We start from the raw sequence: 21,009 nt of genomic DNA, 5'->3' as shown, positions 1-21,009 counted from the left end.
TACGTATCCACGTATACTGAAATGAACGTTTTTTGGGACAAAGGGGGATTTACTTACATGTATGAAAAATGGAAAACGGCTTTCCTTACCATATCAACACTTTTTTTAACCTTTTCTCTTGTACTCCACCCCCAAGCTGCTTTACAAGCTTCCATTCGAGGGTTAAATATATGGTGGGAAGTTGTATTCCCTTCACTTTTACCGTTTTTCATCATTGCCGAACTTCTCATTAGTATTGGTGTTGTAAAATTTATAGGCGTTATATTAGAACCACTTATGCGACCACTTTTCCGCGTTCCAGGAATAGGCGGATTTGTTTGGGCAATGGGAATGGCTTCAGGCTTTCCCGCTGGCGCCAAATTAAGCGCTAGACTGCGCAAAAGCAATCAACTAACACAAATTGAAGCAGAGCGCCTCGTATCTTTTACAAACTCATCCAATCCACTTTTTATTTTTGGCGCTGTTTCTATCGGTTTTTTCAATAATCCGAAATTAGGAATCGTATTAGCTGCTGCACATTATGTAAGTAATTTTGCTGTCGGGTTACTGATGCGTTTTTATGGCAATAACAACAGTTCCACGCATGATAAACATGTTACTAAAAAACACCCTTTTCAAAACCCTTTTTCAATTCTACACGAGACACGTATGCAAGAAAAAAGACCAATAGGAAAATTACTTGGGGACGCTATCGTTTCTTCTATTCAAACGCTACTTATGATTGGTGGATTTATTATTTTATTCTCTGTTTTAAATAAAATGATTACTGTATTTCATATTACAGCAGCCCTTTCTTTTATTATGCAACATATTTTATCATTCTTCCAACTAACTACTGAATTTAGTATCCCAATATTATCTGGCATGTTTGAAATGACACTTGGAAGCCAAATGATTAGTCAAATAACTGAAACACCCCTCCTGCAGCAAGCTATGGTAACAAGCTTTATTTTAGCATTTAGCGGCCTTTCTATTCAGGCACAAGTCGCTAGCATATTAGCTGAAACAGACATTAGATTTAAGCCCTATTTTTTCGCACGAATTATCCAAAGTATTCTTGCCCCTATTTTTACTTTTATATTTTGGAAACCATTTTATGAAAAAGTAAGCTCTTTCTCACCTATGCAAAAAGATATCCCTGTCTTTTTATCGAATCATTCTTCTATTCTGCATGAATTTTGGACATCTTTTATACACTACGGACCGATATTTACATTATTTTGCTTATATGTATATGTCATCTTATTATTTTTTCGGAGCAACAAAGAAAAACCCCGTTCACTTTAACGGGGTTTGAAACTTTTCTTTTAAAGCACGTTCTACAACAGGAGGTACAAGATCTACTACACTTCCTCCATATCTCGCAACTTCTTTCACAATGCTCGAGCTTAAAAATGAGTATTGATTGTTTGTCATAATAAAAAAGGTTTCAATGTTTTCATCTAACTTTCGATTCATAGAAGTAATTTGCATCTCATATTCAAAATCAGAAACTGCGCGTAATCCACGTAAAATCGCGTTCGCATTACGCATTTTTGCATACTCAACTAATAGTCCACTATGTGAATCTACTTTGACATTAGGAATATCCTTTGTTGCTTCTCGAATTAAATCTAAACGCTCTTCCACTGAAAAGAACGGTTTTTTTGACGAGTTGTTTAAAACTACTACGTATACCTCGTCAAATACTTTTGCTCCCCTTTTAATAATATCCAGATGCCCAAGGGTAATTGGATCAAAACTTCCCGAAGAAATAGCTATACTTGTCATTCCGTCCCCTCACCTTCATACTTATAAATCGATATCGCTGTAATGCCATAATTTTCAGCTCGCACTTTTACAAGTCTTCCTATAGCCTCAGGTAAAACTACATCATTACCATGCTCCGCCATAATTAAACCATCGTTATGTAGCAATCCATGTTGATCCATTACACTAATTAAAGATACAATTTTTTGATCTTTATATGGAGGATCAATTAATATAAGATCAAATGATATTTCACGTTTTATAAGTGCTTTTATCGCACGTTCTGCATCATTCCGATATACTTCAGCTTGTTCCTGTATTCTACAACTTTCTAAATTTTGATGGATTACCTTTATCGCTTTATTGTCTCGATCAACAAAAATCGCTTTATCAATCCCTCTACTTATAGCTTCGATTCCAAGACCACCGCTACCACCAAATAAATCAAGAGCGACACCCCCATCAAAATAAGGGCCTATCATATTAAAAATGGATTCTTTTACTTTATCAGTCGTTGGACGTGTTGTATTACCTGGCACCGCTTTAAGTGGGTGTCCTTTACATTTTCCTGAAACTACTCTCATCTGTTGTCACTACCTTTATTTCAATCTATAGAGCAATTATAGAAAGCCCTTCTCCATTCGGTAACCGCTACCAAACTTTACGATTCCATTCATCTTCCAACGAAGACTAGAAGAACTTAGCTTAAAATAACCGCTCTGCATTTTTATGTATTCATCTCACCATTCGCTAACACGAACTATTCGTTTCACTTTATCTTTTTTATCCTATCATAAAATAAAAAAAAGAAAAATAAAAAGCCCAACATAAAATTTAATTTCATCATGTATATCTTCATTTAGATTGGACATAAATAACTATAACAACATCACCTTCGATGTTGTTGCCAACCGCGGAGAAGACTTACGTTTCCCCATAAGTTCTTCCTCCGGTTTCTCCTCTCCCTTTGCCTTCTTACTAGTACATGCTAGTATAAGAAGGGCCCTGCTTTGCAGGGTTTTTTTTCTTTGTCTACTTTTCATTTAAAAAGTGAGATGGTACAGTAAAAGAAAGAGGAGGAAAAGATATGATTCAACGCTTTATAGAACTCGGAGAGGGCTACTCTGATTTATATGAATTACTTGAAATTGCCAAAGCAAATCAAGAACGTATAACACATATGTTACAATTTGAAACAATTAAAAATGAAAAAAAAGTGTGCTCACTTGTTGTAATATTAAAACCAACTACTACTGGTGATTTCCAACCATTATACATATGTCGTGAAGGCATTCCTGTACTTGAAAATAAAAAAAGTAAACGCGTCATTTTATTTGAAGAAACGGCAGAACAACTTGGAAAAAAAGTGACTACCTTTACGGTAAAACCATCCACAACTTTCCCAGAAAAAGAACTGTTTTTCAATCATTTAATTGGTATTTTACGAATGAATAATTTTATTCCTCCAATGAAATAATGTGTTATTTCAAATAAAAAATCCCCTGTTAAAATTAGCAGGGGATTTTTTCTATTAGCTATAATCGTATTCTTTTGCCCGATCAGGACGTGAATTTTCAAATTCCGTTTTTAAATACGGGCGGTACGACTGTTCTATCTTTTTCACAAAAGGAAGTTTGTTCAACTTTTGCATCATATGCTCAATTTGTTCCATATCACAATATACTACTGCATATTTTAAACGTTTTGATATGTAATGTATGTTACCATATTTTCTTAAAATCTTGGCATGTTTCAATGAATGTAAATAAACAATCATACTTTGTCGTTGCCCGAACATAATCTTCTCCATCTTCTCCTTTTAAAAACATATATTTTATATTTTATGAAAACCAATCAGAAATTTATGACATTACAGGACAAACTCTGTATACGTTTTCTTCTACCTTCTAAAAAACGGGGTGATTTACCCCGTTTTTTTACAACCGCAACCTCCGCCGGTACCACAACCGCCACCACAGCCACCAGCATCAAAAAATGGATTTCCTGTTGGAACTTTGATGGAAGAGGACACCTCAGAACCGATTGCTACACTAACTTCATCTAACAACTTTTGTAAAGCCGTTTCTACTCGTTTAAAAGCTGCAATCTTATCATGTAAATCTACAGAACGCTTCAATTCCCTCATTTTCGTCGAAACGAAAGTATAGTCAGGATGATATTTACCGAAACGTTGCACTTCCTCATATCGTTCTTTCATCGCTGTAAATTGCTGAATTAACGTCTGAACTTCCATATCTTCATGCAAGTCTTTATAACATTTACGGTAATCTTCTGCTATATCTGAACAGATGATCGCTTTTGCAAGCTGCTCTGCCTTATCTAATATTAATACGCTTTCTAGCGTCGCTACAATCATGAGAGACACCTCCGAGTATTTATCATACCACATTTAGAATAGAACTACTAATTGAAGTGTCTCACTAAACAGAAAGATATCATTCTAACTATTTTTTAATAATTTCAGTACACATTTATACATTAATATGTTCCGCGATGTTGTATTTAACAACATCCCACTTCCCACTATTTTCATTCACATAACTAATACATGCGTTTTTTAACGGTGTTTTAAACGAAATATCTTCCGGAGCAATTGCATGTAAAATTGCTTTTATCGCATGAGAATGGGCTACAATAATAATACGTTTGCCAGAATGAGTTTCTGCAACATCTTTTACCGCAGCAAAACAACGAGCTACAATTTCTTCATCTTGCTCCATACCTTCTACTTTACCTTCTGCAATTAATTCCCTAACAGTCGCAACTGGCTTCCCAGAAGCTTCACCAAAATTACGTTCAACAAATCGCTCATCTAATAAAATTGATTGTAATCCAGTTGCCTCTGCAATTTCCTTAGCTGTTTCTTGCGCTCTAATTAATGGGCTACTTATAATTATATCCCATGCCTCCGCTTGCAAAGCAGCTGCACTTTGACTCGCTTGCTTCTTCCCCACTTCATTAAGCGGAATATCTTCACGTCCCTGAATAATCTCTTGAAAATTCCAATCAGTTTGTCCATGTCGTACTAAACAAATTTCCGTCATGCTCATGCTGCAACTCCTTTTTAAATAATCCGCTTCTATTGTATCAAAAGTTCTGCATGACGGACATAGTTTTCCCTTCCAATTATGTTGCATTTTGCTGCTTCATATACTGAAACATATCAATCATAATGGAAGCAACTGCCAATTGATTTTGAAATTTCTCAACTTTATCTGGTATCGTTTTTTTGAAATGTTGCATAGCTGCTAACTCAAATGCCTCTTTTTCTTCAGGGTTTCGCGTTAGTTTTCTATACCAGTAAGGTTGCTCCCTAATATAGCGAGATAAATCCTCATCAGCCTTTATAAACTCCATAATTTCTGCTCTCATCCGCTTTCCTCCTAATCCTTCTGAAAGAAAAATGGATTATTTTCGGAAGTACTCTCTTCTTGCTGCGTGCGTTTTCCTTGAAATTGTTGAAAAACTTGTTGCACACTCCCAATAGCACTCGTCACATTGGCTAAATGATGTTGCATTTGTTCCACGTCTAACTTTTTAAAGAAAGAAAGCATTTGTCCCATCACATCAGCAGTTTTTTCCTCTTCAGTTCGAGTATCCTTTTCTTTTCCATTTTCTTTTTTCTTTTCTTTTACCGAAGAAAAAGCAGGCGCTCCATCCGGTCTAAAAGTTGCCCATATTGGATCTTCTTCACCAAGTAAGTACCATTCCTCATAAAACTGTTGCCAAGTTTTATGACCACTTCGAACTTCATGAAGCATTTTAGGGTGATGGTTTACAAACTCTTTAAACTGTTGAACCGATGGATGTAACGGTCCTTTTGTTGTCGGCATAATCCTCACCTCTTCATGTATATCTACTATATAATAAGAAAAAAAAGGCGCATGGTTCGCCTATTTTTAGACGATTCATGCACCTTTTTATCCTACTATTTGCATAGGGGAAGATTCCCATCCACAATTTACAGTTTCATTTTATTTCCGAATAAAGTTTTGTGTATAAAACTTATCGTATACGCCAACACCTAATCCTGTAAATTGTTCATTCAATAAATTTTTTCGATGTCCCTCACTATTTAACCAACCTTGCAATGCCGCAACCCCATCACTATGTTGCGCCGCTATGTTCTCACCGGCAAGTTGAAATCCTACTTTCCCGCGCTGTAAACGATCTCCTAACGTACCTAATGTAGGTGAATCGTGTGAAAAGTAATTATTATCCTTCATATCTTTACTATGACCGATTGCCACCTCTGCCGTTTGTTGGTCCCACGCTAATAACGGTAAATTATGACGACTTCGAATAATATTTGTTAAATCAAAAATTTGTTGCATATTCCCATTCTCTATTTGTTTCATTTTATCTGGAGTTAATGGTTGTTCTGCTAATAATTCACCCGAATAAACGAGCTGATACGGTCTTTGACGCAATAACGTTTCGTCATCCATATAACGAACACCGACAAGCTCATGCGTAAAATGATCAAAATATAATTGTGCCCAACCATCTTCTACTGGTACTAATGGTTGTTCCATCACTTCGGTATCAGATAACTCAAATTGATAACTATTCTTTCCTCTTTTTAACGAAATCTCATGAGAAAGTGGATTCTTTTTATACACATCTTCATACTTTTCATTTATATAATAAGGTGGCACCTTAACTTGCTCACCAGCGACATACGCCGTTACAATTTTACGTTCAGCAACCCCAAATTGAACATACTGAGCTAAATCTTGATTGTATACCCACCATTCATATCCGTAAGCAGATGGTTCTATTCGAGAAGGTTCGCCCCATTTTGCTAATAAATTTTCAGAGTCCCCACCAATCATATTTAAAACCGTATCAGAAGAGTCTTCATTTACTTGTTTTTTCTTTTTCACAATTTTATTTTCTTGCTTTGATTGAGATGGGGTTAATATATATTGTGAAACGAGTAATTTCCCGTATAAATCAACAGCTAAAATTAAAATTGTAATCATTACGATACGCAATAATTTCTTCAATCGATATACCTCCTGCAAAAAACATAAAATTGAGATATACACAAATCCTTTTCTTTCCTTTTTTTGTGTGTACCGTACTCTTTTCACTATATCATATTTTCGCAAAAAAAGTCTGGATTATCCCTTTTCTCTCAATATGAATTGCACTTTCTTATTATTCATACTATTATAAAAATAATGGTGTAACATTAAAAAAGGAGGTATTTTATGCAATTTACAAATACGAAATTTAATGGGGCAGTCGTTGATTTAACACTATTAACAGAGATTATGGAAAAGAACCATTTTGTACTTGCTGGACAGTGGGATTATGAACGAGTTACATACGATTATAAATTCGAAATATTAAACGATGTTTATTATTTACGTGTACAAGGTTTAGCTGTTGAAGGTGACATTGGCAGCAGACACGCTGAAATAAAGCTACTCCCTCCCTTATTAGGTAAACATTATTATCCTCACGGCGTTGAATATGGTGATGGTGAAACTTTCCCAACGAATGTAATTCAAAAAAGCGAACAACTCCTACAAAATATCGAAAAAGAGTTAAAAGAATTCCAAATCATTGAGTAAATAGAACAAGCGCATCAATATGATGCGCTTGTTCTATTTATCTTACTTAAGAATGAATCGTCTTTTTGACTGGATACCCATAAATAGTTCCATCCTTTACTTTAATCTCATCTTCCCAAGGAACCTTATATTTACCTTCAGCTAAATCTTTTACAAACGTATATGGGTTTTCTTTCACCCCACCAGGAGTCGCTACATATCCCCTTGAACCTAGATTATATATATTATTTTCGAGACCCCATCCTAATCTAGCTTGATCTGCTAGCTCTGGATATACTTCAGCAGTAACAATCTCCCAAGGATTTCGGTGTCCCTGCACTAAAGTAGTCCCATCAAAATTACATACTTGTCCTTCACCAAAATAATAAAATACACCATCATAACCGGCTAAGTTCACCGACAATGTATACATTAAATTTTGCCATGCATTCGAACGATTAGTTAACATCCATTGTTCACTAACTTGTGTGCTATATCCAGAAATACGAATCAAGACATTTGCACCTTTATAAGCTGCTTCACGAGCTACTTCAGGAAACATACCATCATGACAAATACAAACAGCTAATTTACTTCCTCCTGGCCCATCACAAACAGGTAAACCTAAATCTCCAGCCTTCCAAGGTTCAACTGGCACCCAAGGATTTAGCTTACGATACTTCAAAATCATTTCACCTTGTGGATCAATAATTATTGCTGTATTATACGGTTCTCCACCATCAGGATTTCTTTCCATTATAGAAAAAACACCATATACTTCAGACTCTTTACATGCCTCAGCAAACAAGTCTGTTTCTGGCCCAGGGACCGTACATAAAAACTCTTCTGTAGTCCATTTTTTTGTATTAAGCCCTTGCGTACTATATTCTGGAAATACTATCAATTCCAATCCAGGATACCCTGCTTTAGTTGAATGAATTGTTTTTATGATCTGTTTAATTTGTTTATCAATGTCTGCACGTGACTCTACTACCGGTACTGGATATTGTATTAATGCTGCTAAAAAACCACTAATTGGCTTTACCATACTTCCACTACTACCCATTTAAATTCCCCCTTAAAATAGTCCTTGTTTTATTAAAGATAACAATATAAATTTGTAACTCTCTAAAAAACTTGTACTACACATGGAATTATTATGCATTAAAGCTAGTAGTAAATCTTATATCCACTTTTAGTACATGCCTACACTAACTTAACATAAATAATTAGAAAATTCAATCTATTAAAGTTTAGTAAAACTAAAAAAGTGTATGGAAACCCATACACTTTTTTACTTCGTTTGTAAATACGGCGGCAATTGTTGTAACTGCTCTTTATCCTTTTCACGCTCTCGACGCGCCCATCGAAAGAACACATAACCAATAATTGTACCGTACACTATTTCCTGGACAATTTTCATAATGATGCCGCCTGTTTGTTGGTCTTGTACGATCGGCATCCAGTGTAAAAATTCTGGTCCAGTTATATTTAAATCAGATAAAGTTCCCGCCGGTACACATAGTTCCATCGCCTTCATCCAAGCAGCCGGATCCGTATACGTTGCAAACAACGGCGCCGTTGCAAAAATAATTAACGCACAAGCTGGCGTTAATAATATACCGTTAGCAAACATATAACCAAGTTTCTTTATATCACTTAACGTTTGATATTCTGGTAATGGATTTAGCATCGGCCACCACATCATGATTGCCGTAAAGAACAATATAGCGAGACAGATAGGATGAGCAATTTGACTTTGTTTTACTGCATCAAAAACAACTGGTAAATGATAAAAAGAAAACAGGCCATTAAATACAAACAATGCAATAAGTGGCTTAGCAAATATCTTTAATATAATTTGAACGAACTTAAAAGAAGTAATATAACGATATAACCAAACTGGTATACCAAGCAACAACAAAGGCGGAACGGCAATATACATAACTGCCATTTCAAACATATGTGCACTAAATATAATATGACCAATTAAATCAATAGGCCCTCCCTTTACAAAATACAAAAGAACAATTCCAGTCGTAAAATAAAAAACTTGCTTCTTACTTACCTTTGTCGCATGTTCAAATCGCATTCTATACGGCCCAATAATTAAAAAATATCCAATGAGGATCGAAAGCATAAATAATAAAAAGATTGGACTCCATAGCGCTTGAAAACCAAATATCCACAAGTTACTCATTTTCACACCTACCTTCTTAAGGTTATCCGTTCACATAATATGAAGAGGGAGCTGTGTCAACACAAGCTCCCTTATTCTTCACTTTTCAAATCCACACAATTGTCATAAAAGCTAAAATTGTAATTAATCCGATCAACAGACCAGAATAAAGAAAGAAACTTGCCGCTTCATGTCCTTTATGACTCATATGCATAAAATAATACAATTGAAAAATTACTTGTACCACCGCTAATAGTAAAATAAATGGTACTGAAAAAGTCGGACTAAAAGTTTTCGGATATGCTACCGCTGCAAATGCAACTAATGTTAAAAAAATCATTAATGCAAATGTAATAACTTGATGCTTCATTTCCTCCGCACTTTTTCTTTTCCGATAAACAAGATCAACTTTAGGATTATTCGTTTGCTTTATCGCCATTGTTTATCCCACCATTCCCATTAAATATACTACAGTGAAAATAAACACCCAAACTACGTCAATAAAGTGCCAATAAATCGATGCAACATAAAACTTCGGTGCATTGTATAAATTTAGACCTCTCTTCGCATTCCTAAAGATTAATGTTAAAATCCAACACAATCCAAACAATACGTGGAGTCCATGTGTACCAACAAGAGCATAAAACGCGGAACCAAATGCGCTACTTCTCATAGTATGCTTAAATTCATGCGTATAATGATAAAACTCATATATCTCAAATCCTAAAAACCCTAAACCTAGCAGCACTGTTACTAGTAGCCAAAGTTGCATTTTCTTAAAATTAAAGTTTTTCATATGATACATCGCATATACGCTCGTTAAGCTACTCGTTAATAAAAGCATCGTCATAATGAAAACGAGTGGCATTTGGAACATCTCTTGAGATGTTGGTCCGCCATTTGTAGAATTCTTTAATGCTAAATATGTGCCAAATAAGGAAGCGAACAATACTGTTTCGCCTCCAAGAAATAACCAAAAACCGACAAACTTATTTTTCCCCTCAAGGGTTGCTTTTTCAGGCTCTGCTGGAAATGTTTCATTCGTTAATTTTTCATCTACATGCATTACGCCTTGCCCCCCTTATCTTCTAAATCTTCTTTATGAATATGATATCCATGATCATCAATTACTGAACGTAGGAACATTGTACCAAACGTAATAATTAAACCGATAATTGCTACTAATAACCAAAACTTATCTTTTCCACCCTGCATATACATTGCACCGAATGCCGCTATAAACAATCCTAAAGAAATGATAAATGGTGAAAATGATGGATTTGGCATATGAATATCACCCACTGGTTCCGCCGCTGTCATCTCTTTATTCCCTTCACGTTTTTCAATCCAAAACGGATCTAACCCGCGAACAAATGGTAATTGTTTAAAGTTATATTCTGGTGTAGGTGCTGGCATTGTCCATTCTAATGTACGTCCATCCCACGGATCACGACCAGCCTTTTCTTTTGATACTGTTGTTTTAATTACATTGAATAGAAGAACAATCGTTCCAAGAGCCATAAATACCGCTCCAATAGAACTAATCATATTGCCCATTTCCAACCCTTGCCCTTCAAGATATGTGTAGTAACGACGTGGCATACCAATTAAGCCAAGGAAATGCTGAATGAAGAACGTTAAATGGAAACCGATAAAGAATAACCAAAATGTTATCTTTCCTAACGTTTCATTCAATACTTTATTAAACATCAGCGGCCAATAATAATGGGCTCCTGCAAGTAAACCAAATACAACACCACCGACAATTACATAATGAAAGTGAGCTACTACGAAATAGTTATCATGAAATTGATAATCAGCTGGTGCAGATGCTAGCATAACACCTGTAACTCCTCCCATTACGAATGATGGAATGAAGGCTACTGCCCACATCATCGGTGTCGTAAAACGAATACTTCCGCCCCACATTGTAAAGAGCCAGTTGAATATTTTAATACCGGTCGGAACGGCAATCGCCATTGTTGCAACTGAGAAAATAGCATTTGCAACTGGACCAAGCCCAACAGTAAACATATGATGCGCCCATACCATAAACCCTAAAAATCCAATTAATACTGTCGCAAACACCATCGACGAATAACCAAATAATCGTTTTTTCGAAAACGTCGCGAAGATTTCTGAGAATATTCCGAAAGCTGGGAGTATAAGAATGTATACTTCTGGATGACCGAAAATCCAGAATAAATGCTCCCATATAATTGTATTCCCGCCCAGTGCTGGATTAAAGAAACTTGTTCCAAATAAGCGGTCTAACATTAAAAGTCCTAATCCTACAGTTAACGGCGGAAAAGCAAATAATATTAATGAAGATGTTACAAATGTCGTCCACGTAAACATCGGCATACGCATATACGTCATCCCTGGCGCACGCATATTAATAATGGTTACAAGGAAATTAATACCTCCAATTAATGTACCTATACCGGAGATTTGCAAGCCAAGCACATAAAAATCAACACCATGGCCTTTAGAGGCTAAAGCTAAAGATGCATAAGATGTCCATCCTGCATCAGGCGCTCCACCTAAAAACCAACTTAAATTTAAAAATACTCCACCAAAGAAAAATAACCAAAATCCGAGTGAATTCAAAAACGGGAACGCTACATCACGTGCACCAATTTGAAGTGGTACAGCGGCGTTCATAAATGCAAACACGAGTGGCATAGCTGCGAGGAAAATCATTGTTGTACCGTGCATAGTTAATACTTGATTATAAGCATCCCCAACAAGAAAAGCGTTGTTAGGAATCGCTAATTGAAGGCGAATAAATAGAGCTTCTATTCCGCCTATTATAAAAAACAATCCACCTGCAATTAAATAGAGAATGGCAATCTTTTTATGGTCTACTGTCGTTAAATAATCCCATATGACAGCACCCATCCCCTGTTTTTTTGCTACAGAACTCACGTTTTCAACCTCCCCTTCGCGAATAATCCCTCTTTACTTTTCAACTTTTAACGTTTGTAAGTATGCATTTAATGCATCAATTTGATCGTCTGTTAAGTTGCCATATTTACCAGTCATTTTATTTCCTGGTTTCATATTTTCAGGATCTTTCAGCCATTTTTTTAAGTTTTCTTCATTGTTTTCAGCAATGCCGGCAACTGTATCGCGATCCGCAAAGTTTGCTAAGTTTGGTGCGATACGAGCGGAAGGTGGTCTACTATCATTAGATCCAACTGCGTGACAACCAATACAGCTTTTATTAAATATTTCTTGGCCTTCTTGCGCCTTTGTTGAAGCTACTTCTTTCTTCCCATCAATTTTCTTCATATCAGCAAGCCACTTTTTGTACTCGCTTTCATCTAAAGCTTTCACTTTGAATTGCATTAAAGAATGTGATGGGCCGCAAAATTCTGTACAAAAACCATTATAAGTGCCCGATTTATCTGCCTTTAACCACATTTTGTTCACATTATCTGTATTTGTATCCATTTTCCCAGCTAAAGATGGAACCCAAAACGAATGTTTAATATCGGCACCCTTCAAATTCAAATACACTTTCTTACCTGTGGGGATGACTAAATCTTGAGAAGTTACTATCTTTTCTGATTTATAAGAAAATTCCCACCAATAAAGATTCGCTGTTACATCAACAACGATAGTATCTTTATCAATATTCTTTTTCTCCATCGCACTTACATCAGCAAGTTTGAATGTATATGTAACCGTCGGAACAGCTAAGATTAGCAAAAGAATAATCGGAATAACTGTCCATATAATTTCTAGTTTGTGATTCCCTTCAACTTGCTCCGGAATATAATCTTCCTGACCTTTCTTTTGTCGGAAACGCACAATTACATATAAGAAAATAATAGTAACTACTAGTACTACTCCTACCATGATCGCACTTGCTAGTAAGAGCAGATCATATTGCATTTTTGCTACTTCTCCTTGCGGAATTAAAGTAGATTGAAAGGCTTTACCGCATCCCCCTAACAGTAAAGCCAGCAGTGAAACGAACGAAAGCAGTCGCCACTGTTTCTTCATACAAACAACCCCCACTTTCCTTGTGAATTAGATTGTACTTTATAGTTAAGTAAAGTAAATCTCAACGTAAAGAAATCCAATTATGTCGTTGTCTTAGAAGAATGTAACTACAATCATTGATACAAATAAGATTGTTAAATAATTTAGGGAATAAACAAACATTTGCACAGACCATTTGATGTCATCTTTCTTACGGAAGCCATAAAAACCTAAAACGATCCATCCGATGTTAAGCAGTGTTGCAATTACCATAAATGTTATCCCTAGTCCACTCATATAAAATGGTAGTGGTAATAAACATACTGTCCAAATCATAATTTGGCGTTTCGTAATTTCAAATCCATGAACTACAGGAAGCATTGGAATTCCTGCGTTTCGATATTCATCAACACGTTTCATTGCTAATGCAAGGAAATGTGGGATTTGCCAAATAAACATAATTAAAAATAACATCCAAGCAATTGGATGGCCTAAAGATGGATCGATTGCTGCCCATCCAATTAAAGGTGGAACTGCACCAGATATACTACCTACAACAGTATTTAGTGTATACTTTCTCTTTGTCCATAAACTATATAGAACAACATATGTGAAAGCACCAATAAATCCCATTAAGACTGCCATTGGTGTTGTTAATAATAAAAATACAAAACCAAGAAGTAATATAACTAGTCCAAATGTAAGTGCAAATCCTGGTTTATACTTTCCAGTAACCGTTGGACGGGTCTTTGTTCTTTCCATTAATGGATCGATGTCTCGATCAATGTAGTTGTTTAAACAACATACCCCTGCCATAACTAATCCAGAACCAACGATTGTAAAGAATAACTTATCCAGATTGTCCATTACACTTAATCCATTAAAGTGTAATGCCAACCAAAATCCTGTAAATACAGTAAGTGTATTTGAGTTTACAATCCCCATTTTAACGAGCGCTTTTAAATCTTGTAACCGAGTTGTTTCCGGTACGCTTGTAACAGCAGACTCATCATGCAGCTCACTTGTTGCATGGTTCATCACTTTAACCCCCTCTTAAAACTTTCGTCTTTCTTTTTGCGCCTATTTCAAATTGAAATATTTCGCTTCTATATAGCAATATTATTACAGTAGAAACATTGTTAACCCATTCTACTACTAATCTACGCCCATACTCCAATATATTAAATCATATTTCCCGAACATTTTGTGAAGAAAACATGAACTTTTTGTGTCGAACATAAAAAACTTAATTGTTACTTATCCATATCATAACATGATGTTACCTTCTATAATAAACTTTTTTGTCATATTTAACACGTATTCTTCCCATTTCTTTTCAAAATAGCCTATTTTTCACCTAAAAATTTCCTTATAAACCTTATTTCCACACCCGTTTTCTCTTCCCTGTCTTCCCCCTCCATTTCTTTGCTATTTTATTATTTTTTATATATCATAGGAACTAGCGCGTTTTATTCTATACATAATGGAATGAAAATATTTCGCAATAACTTCATAGCAGAAAGATGGTGAAAGAGATTGCAACGCTTTATTAAATGGTTAGCAGTCATTACGAGTCTTGATTTATTAATAGTTTTATTAGGAGGCGCCTTAGTTACAAAAACAGGCTCTGGCCAAGGATGCGGTAAATCATGGCCACTTTGTAACGGTGAATTTGTTCCATCTAATTTATCAATGGAAACTATTATTGAACTAAGTCATCGCCTTACATCAGGATCAGCAGGAATTCTTGTCACTCTCCTTTGTATTTTGTCCTGGAAATATTATAAACATGTGCGCGAAACAAAAACGTTAGCAATTTTATCCTTCGTATTTTTAGTTGCACAAGCATTAATGGGAGCCGCAGCGGTTGTTTGGGGGCAAATGCCAGCTGTACTTGCTATCCATTTCGGTATTTCCTTAATTTCATTTGCTTCTGTCATTTTATTAACGTGTCTTATCTTTGAAATTGACCAAAAATTCGATGCACGTTCACTTATTATGGACAAAAAAATGAAATTTCATATTTATGGTGTAACAATTTACAGTTATATTGTCGTCTACACAGGGGCTTTAGTACGTCACGAACGAGCTAGCTTAGCCTGTCCAGACTTTCCTTTATGCAGCAAAAATAGACCTATGCCAACTCAATTACATGAATGGGTTCAAATGGGACATAGAGTTGCAGCGATGTTAATTTTCGCTTGGATACTATACGCGATGATTCTCGCTATCCGCCATTACAAACAGCAGCCTGTCGTATACTGGGGATGGATCATCTCATTTATCCTTGTTACACTTCAAGCTATCGTAGGAATTTTAGTCGTATTTACAAATGCTAGTTTATCAATGGCATTATTACATTCCCTATTCATTTCTTGCTTGTTTGCTGTACTATGCTATTTAGTTATGTTAGGTACAAGAAGTAAAGTGAATGCAAAAGAAGCTGCATCAATTTCTAAACAAACAAAATAAATGAAAATACCTTGCCCGAATTGGCAAGGTATTTTTTTCGTAATAAAAAAGAGTTGTGTTTCCACAACTCTTTTTTATTTTAGTGATCTAATTCAATGAGTAAGTCACCCGTTTGAATTGCATCTCCATCGTTAACATATACTTTTTTCACTTTACCATTAAACGGCGCTTGAACTGTCGTTTCCATTTTCATCGCTTCTGTAATTGCCATAGAATCGCCTTTTTTCACTTCATCGCCTTCTTTTACAACTACTTTAATAACCGTTCCTGGCATTGTTGCGCTAATGTGGTTTGGATTTTCACGGTTTCCTTTCACACGTTGTGCAACTGTCGCTTTCACACTTTCGTCTTTCACAACAATCTCACGTGGTTGACCGTTAAACTCCAAGTAAAGCACACGATTTCCATCCGGCTGAGGCTCTCCAATTGATACTAGTTTAACCATCAATGTTTTACCTTGTTCAATTTCCACATCGATTTCTTCACCAAGTCTCATACCATAGAAGAATGTCGGTGTATCGAGCACAGATACATTTCCATAAATCTCAGCAACTTTTTCGTAATCCATAAATACTTTTGGATATAATGCATATGCAACTACATCAAACATCGTCACTTCGCGTCCAAGTTTATGGAATAGCTCTTCTTTTAACGCGTCGAAATCTACTGGTTCTAATAATTCACCTGGTCTTACTGTTAATGGCTCTTTCCCTTTTAAAATAATTTCTTGTAACTTTTTCGGGAAACCACCATATGGTTGTCCTAAATCTCCAGAGAACATTTCAACAACAGATCCTGGGAAGTCCATAGAATGTCCACGCTCTAAAACATCTTGTTCTGTTAAGTGATTTTGAACCATGAATAATGCCATATCACCAACAACTTTAGATGATGGTGTTACTTTAACAATATCACCAAACATGTCATTCACACGGCGGTACATTACTTTCACTTCATCGAAACGATCGCCTAAGCCAACCGCTTTCGCTTGTTGTTGTAAATTACTATACTGTCCGCCTGGCATTTCGTGCATATATACCTCTGTATGAGGAGCATTCATACCACTTTCAAACGGTGCGTAGTATTTACGTACATCTTCCCAGTAATGAGATAATTTTTCTAATGAATCTATATTAACATCTGGCTGTCTTTCGTTTCCACCTAACGCATAGTATAGCGTGTTCGCACTTGGTTGTGACGTTTGACCAGCCATAGAACTTACTGCTACATCGACAATGTCAACACCTGCTTCAATTGCCTTCGTATACGTTAATATACCATTTCCACTCGTATCGTGTGTATGCAGGTGAATCGGAATCGATACCGTCTCTTTTAATGCTGAAACTAAATCATATGCTGCATTTGGTTTTAGTAAGCCCGCCATATCTTTAATACCTAAAATGTGAGCTCCTGATGCTTCTAATTCTTTTGCTAAATTTTTATAGTAATTTAAATCATATTTACTACGCAGTGGATCATGAATATCCCCTGTGTAACACATCGTTGCTTCTGCAATTTTACCAGTATCTCGTACAGCATCAATCGCAACTCTCATACCTTCTACCCAGTTTAAGCTATCAAAAATACGGAACACATCAATTCCAGCTTGGGCAGAACACTCCACAAACTTTTGAATTAAATTATCCGGATAGTTTTTGTAACCAACCGCGTTTGAAGAACGAAGTAACATTTGGAATAAAACATTTGGCATTTTTTCACGAAGATCTAGTAATCGTTCCCACGGATCTTCTTTTAAGAAACGATATGCAACATCAAACGTTGCACCGCCCCACATTTCTGCTGAGAATAAGTTCGGTAACATTCTCGCTGTCGGCTCTGCAATTTGGTGTAAATCTTTTGTGCGAATACGCGTTGCAAGTAATGACTGATGCGCATCACGGAACGTTGTATCCGTTAAAAGTACACGTTTTTGATCTTGTACCCATTTTACTAATCCGTCTGCCCCACGCTCATCCAAAATTTGTTTCGTTCCATTTTGGATTGGCTCTGAGTGTAATACATTCGGTATACGAGCATCTGGGAAAATTGGTTTCTCTTTTTTCCCTACCCCCGGGAAGCCATTTACTGTTACTGTCCCGATGTAATTTAACATTTTCGTTCCGCGGTCTTTACGTTTCGGGAACAAGAATAGTTCAGGTGACGCATCAATAAATGAAGTGTCATATTCCCCTGATAAGAAGTTTTTATGTTTTACTACATTCTCTAGGAATGGAATATTCGTTTTAATACCACGGATACGGAATTCTTTTAAGTTACGTTCCATTTTTGCAGCAGCTTGTTCAAAAGTAAGCGCCCATGTTGTAACTTTTACGAGTAAAGAATCATAGTACGGTGTAATAACAGCACCTTGGAAACTATTACCTGTATCAAGACGAACCCCAAATCCACCACCTGATCGATATGCCATAATTTTTCCTGTATCCGGCATGAAATTATTTAGTGGATCCTCGGTCGTTACACGAGATTGTATTGCAAATCCATGTACAACAACTTCCTCTTGCTTTGGAACACCTACCATTTTACTATGTAATGCATGTCCATCAGCTATTAAAATTTGTGATTGAACGATATCGACTCCTGTAATCATTTCTGTAATTGTATGTTCTACTTGAACACGCGGATTCACTTCAATGAAATAGAAATTATCATCTTTTACAAGAAATTCAACTGTTCCTGCGTTTAAATAATTTACATTTTTCGTTAACTTTACAGCAGCATCACAAATACGCTGACGCAAATCATCTGAAAGCGACACACTAGGTGCAATTTCTACTACTTTTTGATGACGACGTTGTACAGAACAGTCTCGCTCGTATAAATGAACAACATTGCCCTCTTCATCTGCTAAAATTTGAACTTCTATATGTTTAGGTTTTTCAACGAATTTTTCTACGTATACTTCATCATTACCAAAGGCTGCTTTTGCTTCTGACTTTGCTCGATTATACGATTCTCTTAATTCTTCACTAGTACGTACAATACGCATACCACGACCGCCCCCGCCAAGGGAAGCTTTAATAATAATCGGGTAATCATACTTTTCAGCAAATTTTTCGACTTCTTCTAATGAATCTACTGGCCCATCACTACCAGGAATAACTGGAATTTGTGCTAGCTGCGCTTGTGTTCTTGCTTTTACTTTATCTCCAAACATATCTAAATGCTTACTTTTTGGACCGATAAAGATAATCCCTTCTTCTTCACAACGTTTTGCGAATTGAATATTTTCTGACAAGAAACCATATCCAGGGTGAATTGCATCTACATGATTACTTTTCGCAATCTCAATAATGCCCTCAATATCTAGATAAGCATCAATTGGCTTTTTTCCTTCCCCAACTAAATAGGATTCATCGGCTTTATAACGATGATAAGAACCACTATCCTCTTTAGAATAGATTGCAACTGTTTTTAATCCCAGTTCCGAACAAGCTCGAAACACACGAATTGCAATCTCTCCACGGTTAGCTACCAATACTTTTTGAATACGTTGCAGCTTTGTCATGATTTTCCCCCTCTACTTTCCTACCACTCTAGAGATAAAATATATACACACCATAAAGAGCGTGAAGTTCTTCACTTTCCACATTATATTATACTTAGAAAGCTTCACTTTATTTTTATCCATCATACCTTATTTTTTAACAAATGATAAGTTTTCTGAGCAATTTGTCTCACAAAAATAGTATAGCATACCTCTTCCTTTTCTAACAACTTAATTGTATATCACTTTTTCATTAATGTGATATACAATTCACCTGAAAGATAAATTAATACATCATATTTAAAACTACTTAAAAATAAAAAACACATCATGCTCTAAAGCACAATGTGTTTTATTTTACAACTACAAGATGTGGTCCACCTTGTTCTCTTTCTTTAACTGTCTCGTTCTGTTGCTTCTCTTGTCGTTTTACATGACTAGCAATATTGAGTAATATCCCCATCGCGAGTAGATTAGCTAATAAGGAACTCCCGCCATAACTAACAAACGGTAAAGGAACTCCTGTAAGTGGTATTAATCCAGACATACCACCAACATTAACAAATGTTTGGACTCCAAACAAACTTGCAATTCCGATAGCTATTAAACTTCCAAATGGATCTTTACACTTTTGTGCAACTCTAAAGGCCCGAATAATTATAAGTAATAAACAGATTAAAATAATAGCCACACCTATAAAACCAAGTTCTTCAGATATAATTGCCATTATAAAATCCGTTTGTGGTTCTGGTAAGTAACCATACTTTTGTACACTATTTCCTAATCCTCTACCATTTAGCCCTCCCGAAGCAATTCCAATAAACGAATTTATTAATTGAAATCCATCCTTTTGCGGATCGCTAAATGGATCAAGAAAAACAGAAAACCGTGCTTTTTGGTACTGACTTAATTTATAACTCCCAAGAAAATACAACGCCGGAGCCCATACTATAGATGTTAACAAGAATCTCTTTATCCATAAATTTACATTAACTCCTGAACAAAGAAACATAATTCCTACTGTTCCCGCAATTAACATATCGGTACCTAAGTCATTTTGCTTTAAAATTAAAAACATGATTAAACCAACACCTAAAAGTACTGGTCCTGATCCTTTAAAAACAGACGTATTCGTTTCTTGCCTTTTCGCAAAGAAATGGGCCAATACGAGAATAACTGTTATCTTAACAAATTCCGCAGGCTGTATTCCAAATATCCATCCATTTGCACCATTTACCGCTTTAGCAAAGAAGGCAGCTGCTGCTAATAATGCTACACTAATTCCATAACTCCCCAATAAAAAGATTCGTTTTCTCCACACTTTATATGGGATAATAACAAGAATTATTAATACTATTGTCCCAGCAGCTAAAGTAATTAATTGTCTTTTAAAAAAGAAATTTGCTGGTTTATCAAACCTCGAAATCGCAACAATGGAACTAGAACTATATACCATTATAACTCCCAGCACACATAAGATAACAAGAGGAAGTAATAATGAATAATCCATTGATTTCCATACTCTTTTCATT

21 protein-coding genes are annotated in these 21,009 nt (G+C 35.8%); 4 read left to right on the top strand and 17 right to left on the bottom strand.

Translation table 11 applies throughout. The annotated features are described in order from the left end of the window. Nucleotides 1-57: 57 nt before the first annotated feature. Nucleotides 58-1,287, top strand: coding sequence for a sporulation integral membrane protein YlbJ (gene ylbJ / locus QCI47_RS07935; protein ID WP_000273104.1), 1,230 nt, complete (start codon nucleotides 58-60; stop codon nucleotides 1,285-1,287). Here the strand turns inward: ylbJ and coaD are convergent. Together coaD and rsmD are read right to left on the bottom strand one after the other, a co-directional pair. After that, nucleotides 1,279-1,770: a pantetheine-phosphate adenylyltransferase gene (gene coaD / locus QCI47_RS07930; protein ID WP_000200598.1), complete on the bottom strand. Its 492-nt coding sequence runs from the start codon at nucleotides 1,768-1,770 to the stop codon at nucleotides 1,279-1,281. The two genes, ylbJ and coaD, sit on opposite strands and share 9 nt — an antisense overlap. Then, on the bottom strand, nucleotides 1,767-2,333 hold the full coding sequence (gene rsmD, locus QCI47_RS07925) for a 16S rRNA (guanine(966)-N(2))-methyltransferase RsmD (protein ID WP_001266987.1): 567 nt from the start codon (nucleotides 2,331-2,333) through the stop codon (nucleotides 1,767-1,769). The genes coaD and rsmD overlap by 4 nt, the downstream gene beginning before the upstream one ends. A gap of 503 nt (nucleotides 2,334-2,836) precedes the next feature. On the opposite strand from rsmD, the gene QCI47_RS07920 reads away from it, so the two are divergent. Then, complete coding sequence (locus QCI47_RS07920; protein ID WP_000616011.1) at nucleotides 2,837-3,226, top strand: DUF7147 family protein; 390 nt, start codon at nucleotides 2,837-2,839, stop codon at nucleotides 3,224-3,226. A 54-nt stretch (nucleotides 3,227-3,280) separates the two neighbouring features. On the opposite strand, the gene QCI47_RS07915 is transcribed toward QCI47_RS07920, so the two are convergent. The 6 genes from QCI47_RS07915 to QCI47_RS07890 all read right to left on the bottom strand — a co-directional run bounded on the left by QCI47_RS07915 (nucleotide 3,281) and on the right by QCI47_RS07890 (nucleotide 6,779). Continuing rightward, entirely contained in the window at nucleotides 3,281-3,547 is a 267-nt protein-coding gene (locus tag QCI47_RS07915; protein WP_002080814.1) for a YlbG family protein, read from the bottom strand. A gap of 126 nt (nucleotides 3,548-3,673) precedes the next feature. Continuing rightward, on the bottom strand, nucleotides 3,674-4,126 hold the full coding sequence (locus QCI47_RS07910; RefSeq protein ID WP_000634351.1) for a YlbF/YmcA family competence regulator: 453 nt from the start codon (nucleotides 4,124-4,126) through the stop codon (nucleotides 3,674-3,676). 115 nt (nucleotides 4,127-4,241) lie between these two features. Continuing rightward, the gene (locus QCI47_RS07905) at nucleotides 4,242-4,814 is read right to left on the bottom strand and encodes a histidine phosphatase family protein (protein WP_001998138.1); all 573 of its coding nucleotides are present in this window, start codon (nucleotides 4,812-4,814) and stop codon (nucleotides 4,242-4,244) included. 82 nt (nucleotides 4,815-4,896) lie between these two features. Next, a complete protein-coding gene (locus QCI47_RS07900) occupies nucleotides 4,897-5,142 on the bottom strand; it encodes a YlbE-like family protein (protein WP_001200990.1) in 246 nt (81 codons plus the stop codon). An 11-nt stretch (nucleotides 5,143-5,153) separates the two neighbouring features. Beyond that, the gene (gene ylbD, locus QCI47_RS07895; RefSeq protein WP_001143326.1) at nucleotides 5,154-5,603 is read right to left on the bottom strand and encodes a YlbD family protein; all 450 of its coding nucleotides are present in this window, start codon (nucleotides 5,601-5,603) and stop codon (nucleotides 5,154-5,156) included. Nucleotides 5,604-5,744: 141 nt separating this feature from the next. Beyond that, nucleotides 5,745-6,779: a CAP domain-containing protein gene (locus QCI47_RS07890; protein WP_000735391.1), complete on the bottom strand. Its 1,035-nt coding sequence runs from the start codon at nucleotides 6,777-6,779 to the stop codon at nucleotides 5,745-5,747. A gap of 207 nt (nucleotides 6,780-6,986) precedes the next feature. On the opposite strand from QCI47_RS07890, the gene QCI47_RS07885 reads away from it, so the two are divergent. After that, entirely contained in the window at nucleotides 6,987-7,352 is a 366-nt protein-coding gene (locus tag QCI47_RS07885; RefSeq protein WP_001160940.1) for a YugN family protein, read from the top strand. Between the two features lie 46 nt (nucleotides 7,353-7,398). Here QCI47_RS07885 and QCI47_RS07880 read toward each other — a convergent pair whose 3' ends face one another. The 7 genes from QCI47_RS07880 to ctaB all read right to left on the bottom strand — a co-directional run bounded on the left by QCI47_RS07880 (nucleotide 7,399) and on the right by ctaB (nucleotide 14,538). Beyond that, nucleotides 7,399-8,397: a formamidase gene (locus QCI47_RS07880; protein WP_000535781.1), complete on the bottom strand. Its 999-nt coding sequence runs from the start codon at nucleotides 8,395-8,397 to the stop codon at nucleotides 7,399-7,401. A gap of 228 nt (nucleotides 8,398-8,625) precedes the next feature. After that, complete coding sequence (ctaG, locus tag QCI47_RS07875) at nucleotides 8,626-9,531, bottom strand: cytochrome c oxidase assembly factor CtaG (RefSeq protein ID WP_000069012.1); 906 nt, start codon at nucleotides 9,529-9,531, stop codon at nucleotides 8,626-8,628. An 85-nt stretch (nucleotides 9,532-9,616) separates the two neighbouring features. Then, complete coding sequence (gene ctaF / locus QCI47_RS07870) at nucleotides 9,617-9,949, bottom strand: cytochrome c oxidase subunit IVB (RefSeq protein WP_000985699.1); 333 nt, start codon at nucleotides 9,947-9,949, stop codon at nucleotides 9,617-9,619. A 3-nt stretch (nucleotides 9,950-9,952) separates the two neighbouring features. Continuing rightward, nucleotides 9,953-10,576: a cytochrome c oxidase subunit III gene (ctaE, locus tag QCI47_RS07865; protein ID WP_000557861.1), complete on the bottom strand. Its 624-nt coding sequence runs from the start codon at nucleotides 10,574-10,576 to the stop codon at nucleotides 9,953-9,955. Next, nucleotides 10,576-12,411: a cytochrome c oxidase subunit I gene (ctaD, locus tag QCI47_RS07860; RefSeq protein WP_011040617.1), complete on the bottom strand. Its 1,836-nt coding sequence runs from the start codon at nucleotides 12,409-12,411 to the stop codon at nucleotides 10,576-10,578. Before ctaD ends, ctaE begins: the two co-directional genes overlap by 1 nt. Nucleotides 12,412-12,471: 60 nt before the next feature. Then, the gene (gene coxB / locus QCI47_RS07855) at nucleotides 12,472-13,521 is read right to left on the bottom strand and encodes a cytochrome c oxidase subunit II (RefSeq protein ID WP_000745271.1); all 1,050 of its coding nucleotides are present in this window, start codon (nucleotides 13,519-13,521) and stop codon (nucleotides 12,472-12,474) included. A gap of 93 nt (nucleotides 13,522-13,614) precedes the next feature. Further along, nucleotides 13,615-14,538 (bottom strand): protoheme IX farnesyltransferase, encoded by a 924-nt coding sequence (gene ctaB / locus QCI47_RS07850; protein WP_001015058.1) that lies wholly within the window; start codon nucleotides 14,536-14,538, stop codon nucleotides 13,615-13,617. 498 nt (nucleotides 14,539-15,036) lie between these two features. Between ctaB and ctaA the strand changes: the two genes are divergently transcribed. Continuing rightward, entirely contained in the window at nucleotides 15,037-15,972 is a 936-nt protein-coding gene (gene ctaA, locus QCI47_RS07845; protein WP_001188736.1) for a heme A synthase, read from the top strand. A gap of 79 nt (nucleotides 15,973-16,051) precedes the next feature. Here ctaA and pyc read toward each other — a convergent pair whose 3' ends face one another. Together pyc and QCI47_RS07835 are read right to left on the bottom strand one after the other, a co-directional pair. After that, nucleotides 16,052-19,498, bottom strand: a complete 3,447-nt coding sequence (pyc, locus tag QCI47_RS07840) for a pyruvate carboxylase (RefSeq protein ID WP_000164061.1) — start codon at nucleotides 19,496-19,498, stop codon at nucleotides 16,052-16,054. 331 nt (nucleotides 19,499-19,829) lie between these two features. Next, nucleotides 19,830-21,008: an FtsW/RodA/SpoVE family cell cycle protein gene (locus tag QCI47_RS07835; protein ID WP_000832767.1), complete on the bottom strand. Its 1,179-nt coding sequence runs from the start codon at nucleotides 21,006-21,008 to the stop codon at nucleotides 19,830-19,832. Nucleotide 21,009 lies beyond the last annotated feature (1 nt).

The sequence above is a fragment of the Bacillus cereus group sp. RP29 genome (assembly GCF_040459765.1).
Classification (GTDB): domain Bacteria; phylum Bacillota; class Bacilli; order Bacillales; family Bacillaceae_G; genus Bacillus_A; species Bacillus_A paranthracis.
This window is presented reverse-complemented; position numbering and strand designations above follow the sequence as displayed.

What these genes read in the sequence shown, in the direction of transcription:
- pyc (WP_000164061.1), bottom strand. Translation starts at nt 19,498, where the DNA reads ATGACAAAGCTGCAACGTATTCAAAAAGTATTGGTAGCTAACCGTGGA.
- ylbD (WP_001143326.1), bottom strand. Translation starts at nt 5,603, where the DNA reads ATGCCGACAACAAAAGGACCGTTACATCCATCGGTTCAACAGTTTAAA.
- QCI47_RS07880 (WP_000535781.1), bottom strand. Translation starts at nt 8,397, where the DNA reads ATGGGTAGTAGTGGAAGTATGGTAAAGCCAATTAGTGGTTTTTTAGCA.
- coxB (WP_000745271.1), bottom strand. Translation starts at nt 13,521, where the DNA reads ATGAAGAAACAGTGGCGACTGCTTTCGTTCGTTTCACTGCTGGCTTTA.
- ctaB (WP_001015058.1), bottom strand. Translation starts at nt 14,538, where the DNA reads ATGAACCATGCAACAAGTGAGCTGCATGATGAGTCTGCTGTTACAAGC.
- QCI47_RS07885 (WP_001160940.1), top strand. Translation starts at nt 6,987, where the DNA reads ATGCAATTTACAAATACGAAATTTAATGGGGCAGTCGTTGATTTAACA.
- ctaD (WP_011040617.1), bottom strand. Translation starts at nt 12,411, where the DNA reads ATGGGTGCTGTCATATGGGATTATTTAACGACAGTAGACCATAAAAAG.
- ctaE (WP_000557861.1), bottom strand. Translation starts at nt 10,576, where the DNA reads ATGCATGTAGATGAAAAATTAACGAATGAAACATTTCCAGCAGAGCCT.
- ctaF (WP_000985699.1), bottom strand. Translation starts at nt 9,949, where the DNA reads ATGGCGATAAAGCAAACGAATAATCCTAAAGTTGATCTTGTTTATCGG.
- ylbJ (WP_000273104.1), top strand. Translation starts at nt 58, where the DNA reads ATGTATGAAAAATGGAAAACGGCTTTCCTTACCATATCAACACTTTTT.
- ctaG (WP_000069012.1), bottom strand. Translation starts at nt 9,531, where the DNA reads ATGAGTAACTTGTGGATATTTGGTTTTCAAGCGCTATGGAGTCCAATC.
- QCI47_RS07900 (WP_001200990.1), bottom strand. Translation starts at nt 5,142, where the DNA reads ATGAGAGCAGAAATTATGGAGTTTATAAAGGCTGATGAGGATTTATCT.
- QCI47_RS07835 (WP_000832767.1), bottom strand. Translation starts at nt 21,008, where the DNA reads ATGAAAAGAGTATGGAAATCAATGGATTATTCATTATTACTTCCTCTT.
- QCI47_RS07920 (WP_000616011.1), top strand. Translation starts at nt 2,837, where the DNA reads ATGATTCAACGCTTTATAGAACTCGGAGAGGGCTACTCTGATTTATAT.
- coaD (WP_000200598.1), bottom strand. Translation starts at nt 1,770, where the DNA reads ATGACAAGTATAGCTATTTCTTCGGGAAGTTTTGATCCAATTACCCTT.
- rsmD (WP_001266987.1), bottom strand. Translation starts at nt 2,333, where the DNA reads ATGAGAGTAGTTTCAGGAAAATGTAAAGGACACCCACTTAAAGCGGTG.
- QCI47_RS07905 (WP_001998138.1), bottom strand. Translation starts at nt 4,814, where the DNA reads ATGACGGAAATTTGTTTAGTACGACATGGACAAACTGATTGGAATTTT.
- QCI47_RS07910 (WP_000634351.1), bottom strand. Translation starts at nt 4,126, where the DNA reads ATGATTGTAGCGACGCTAGAAAGCGTATTAATATTAGATAAGGCAGAG.
- QCI47_RS07915 (WP_002080814.1), bottom strand. Translation starts at nt 3,547, where the DNA reads ATGTTCGGGCAACGACAAAGTATGATTGTTTATTTACATTCATTGAAA.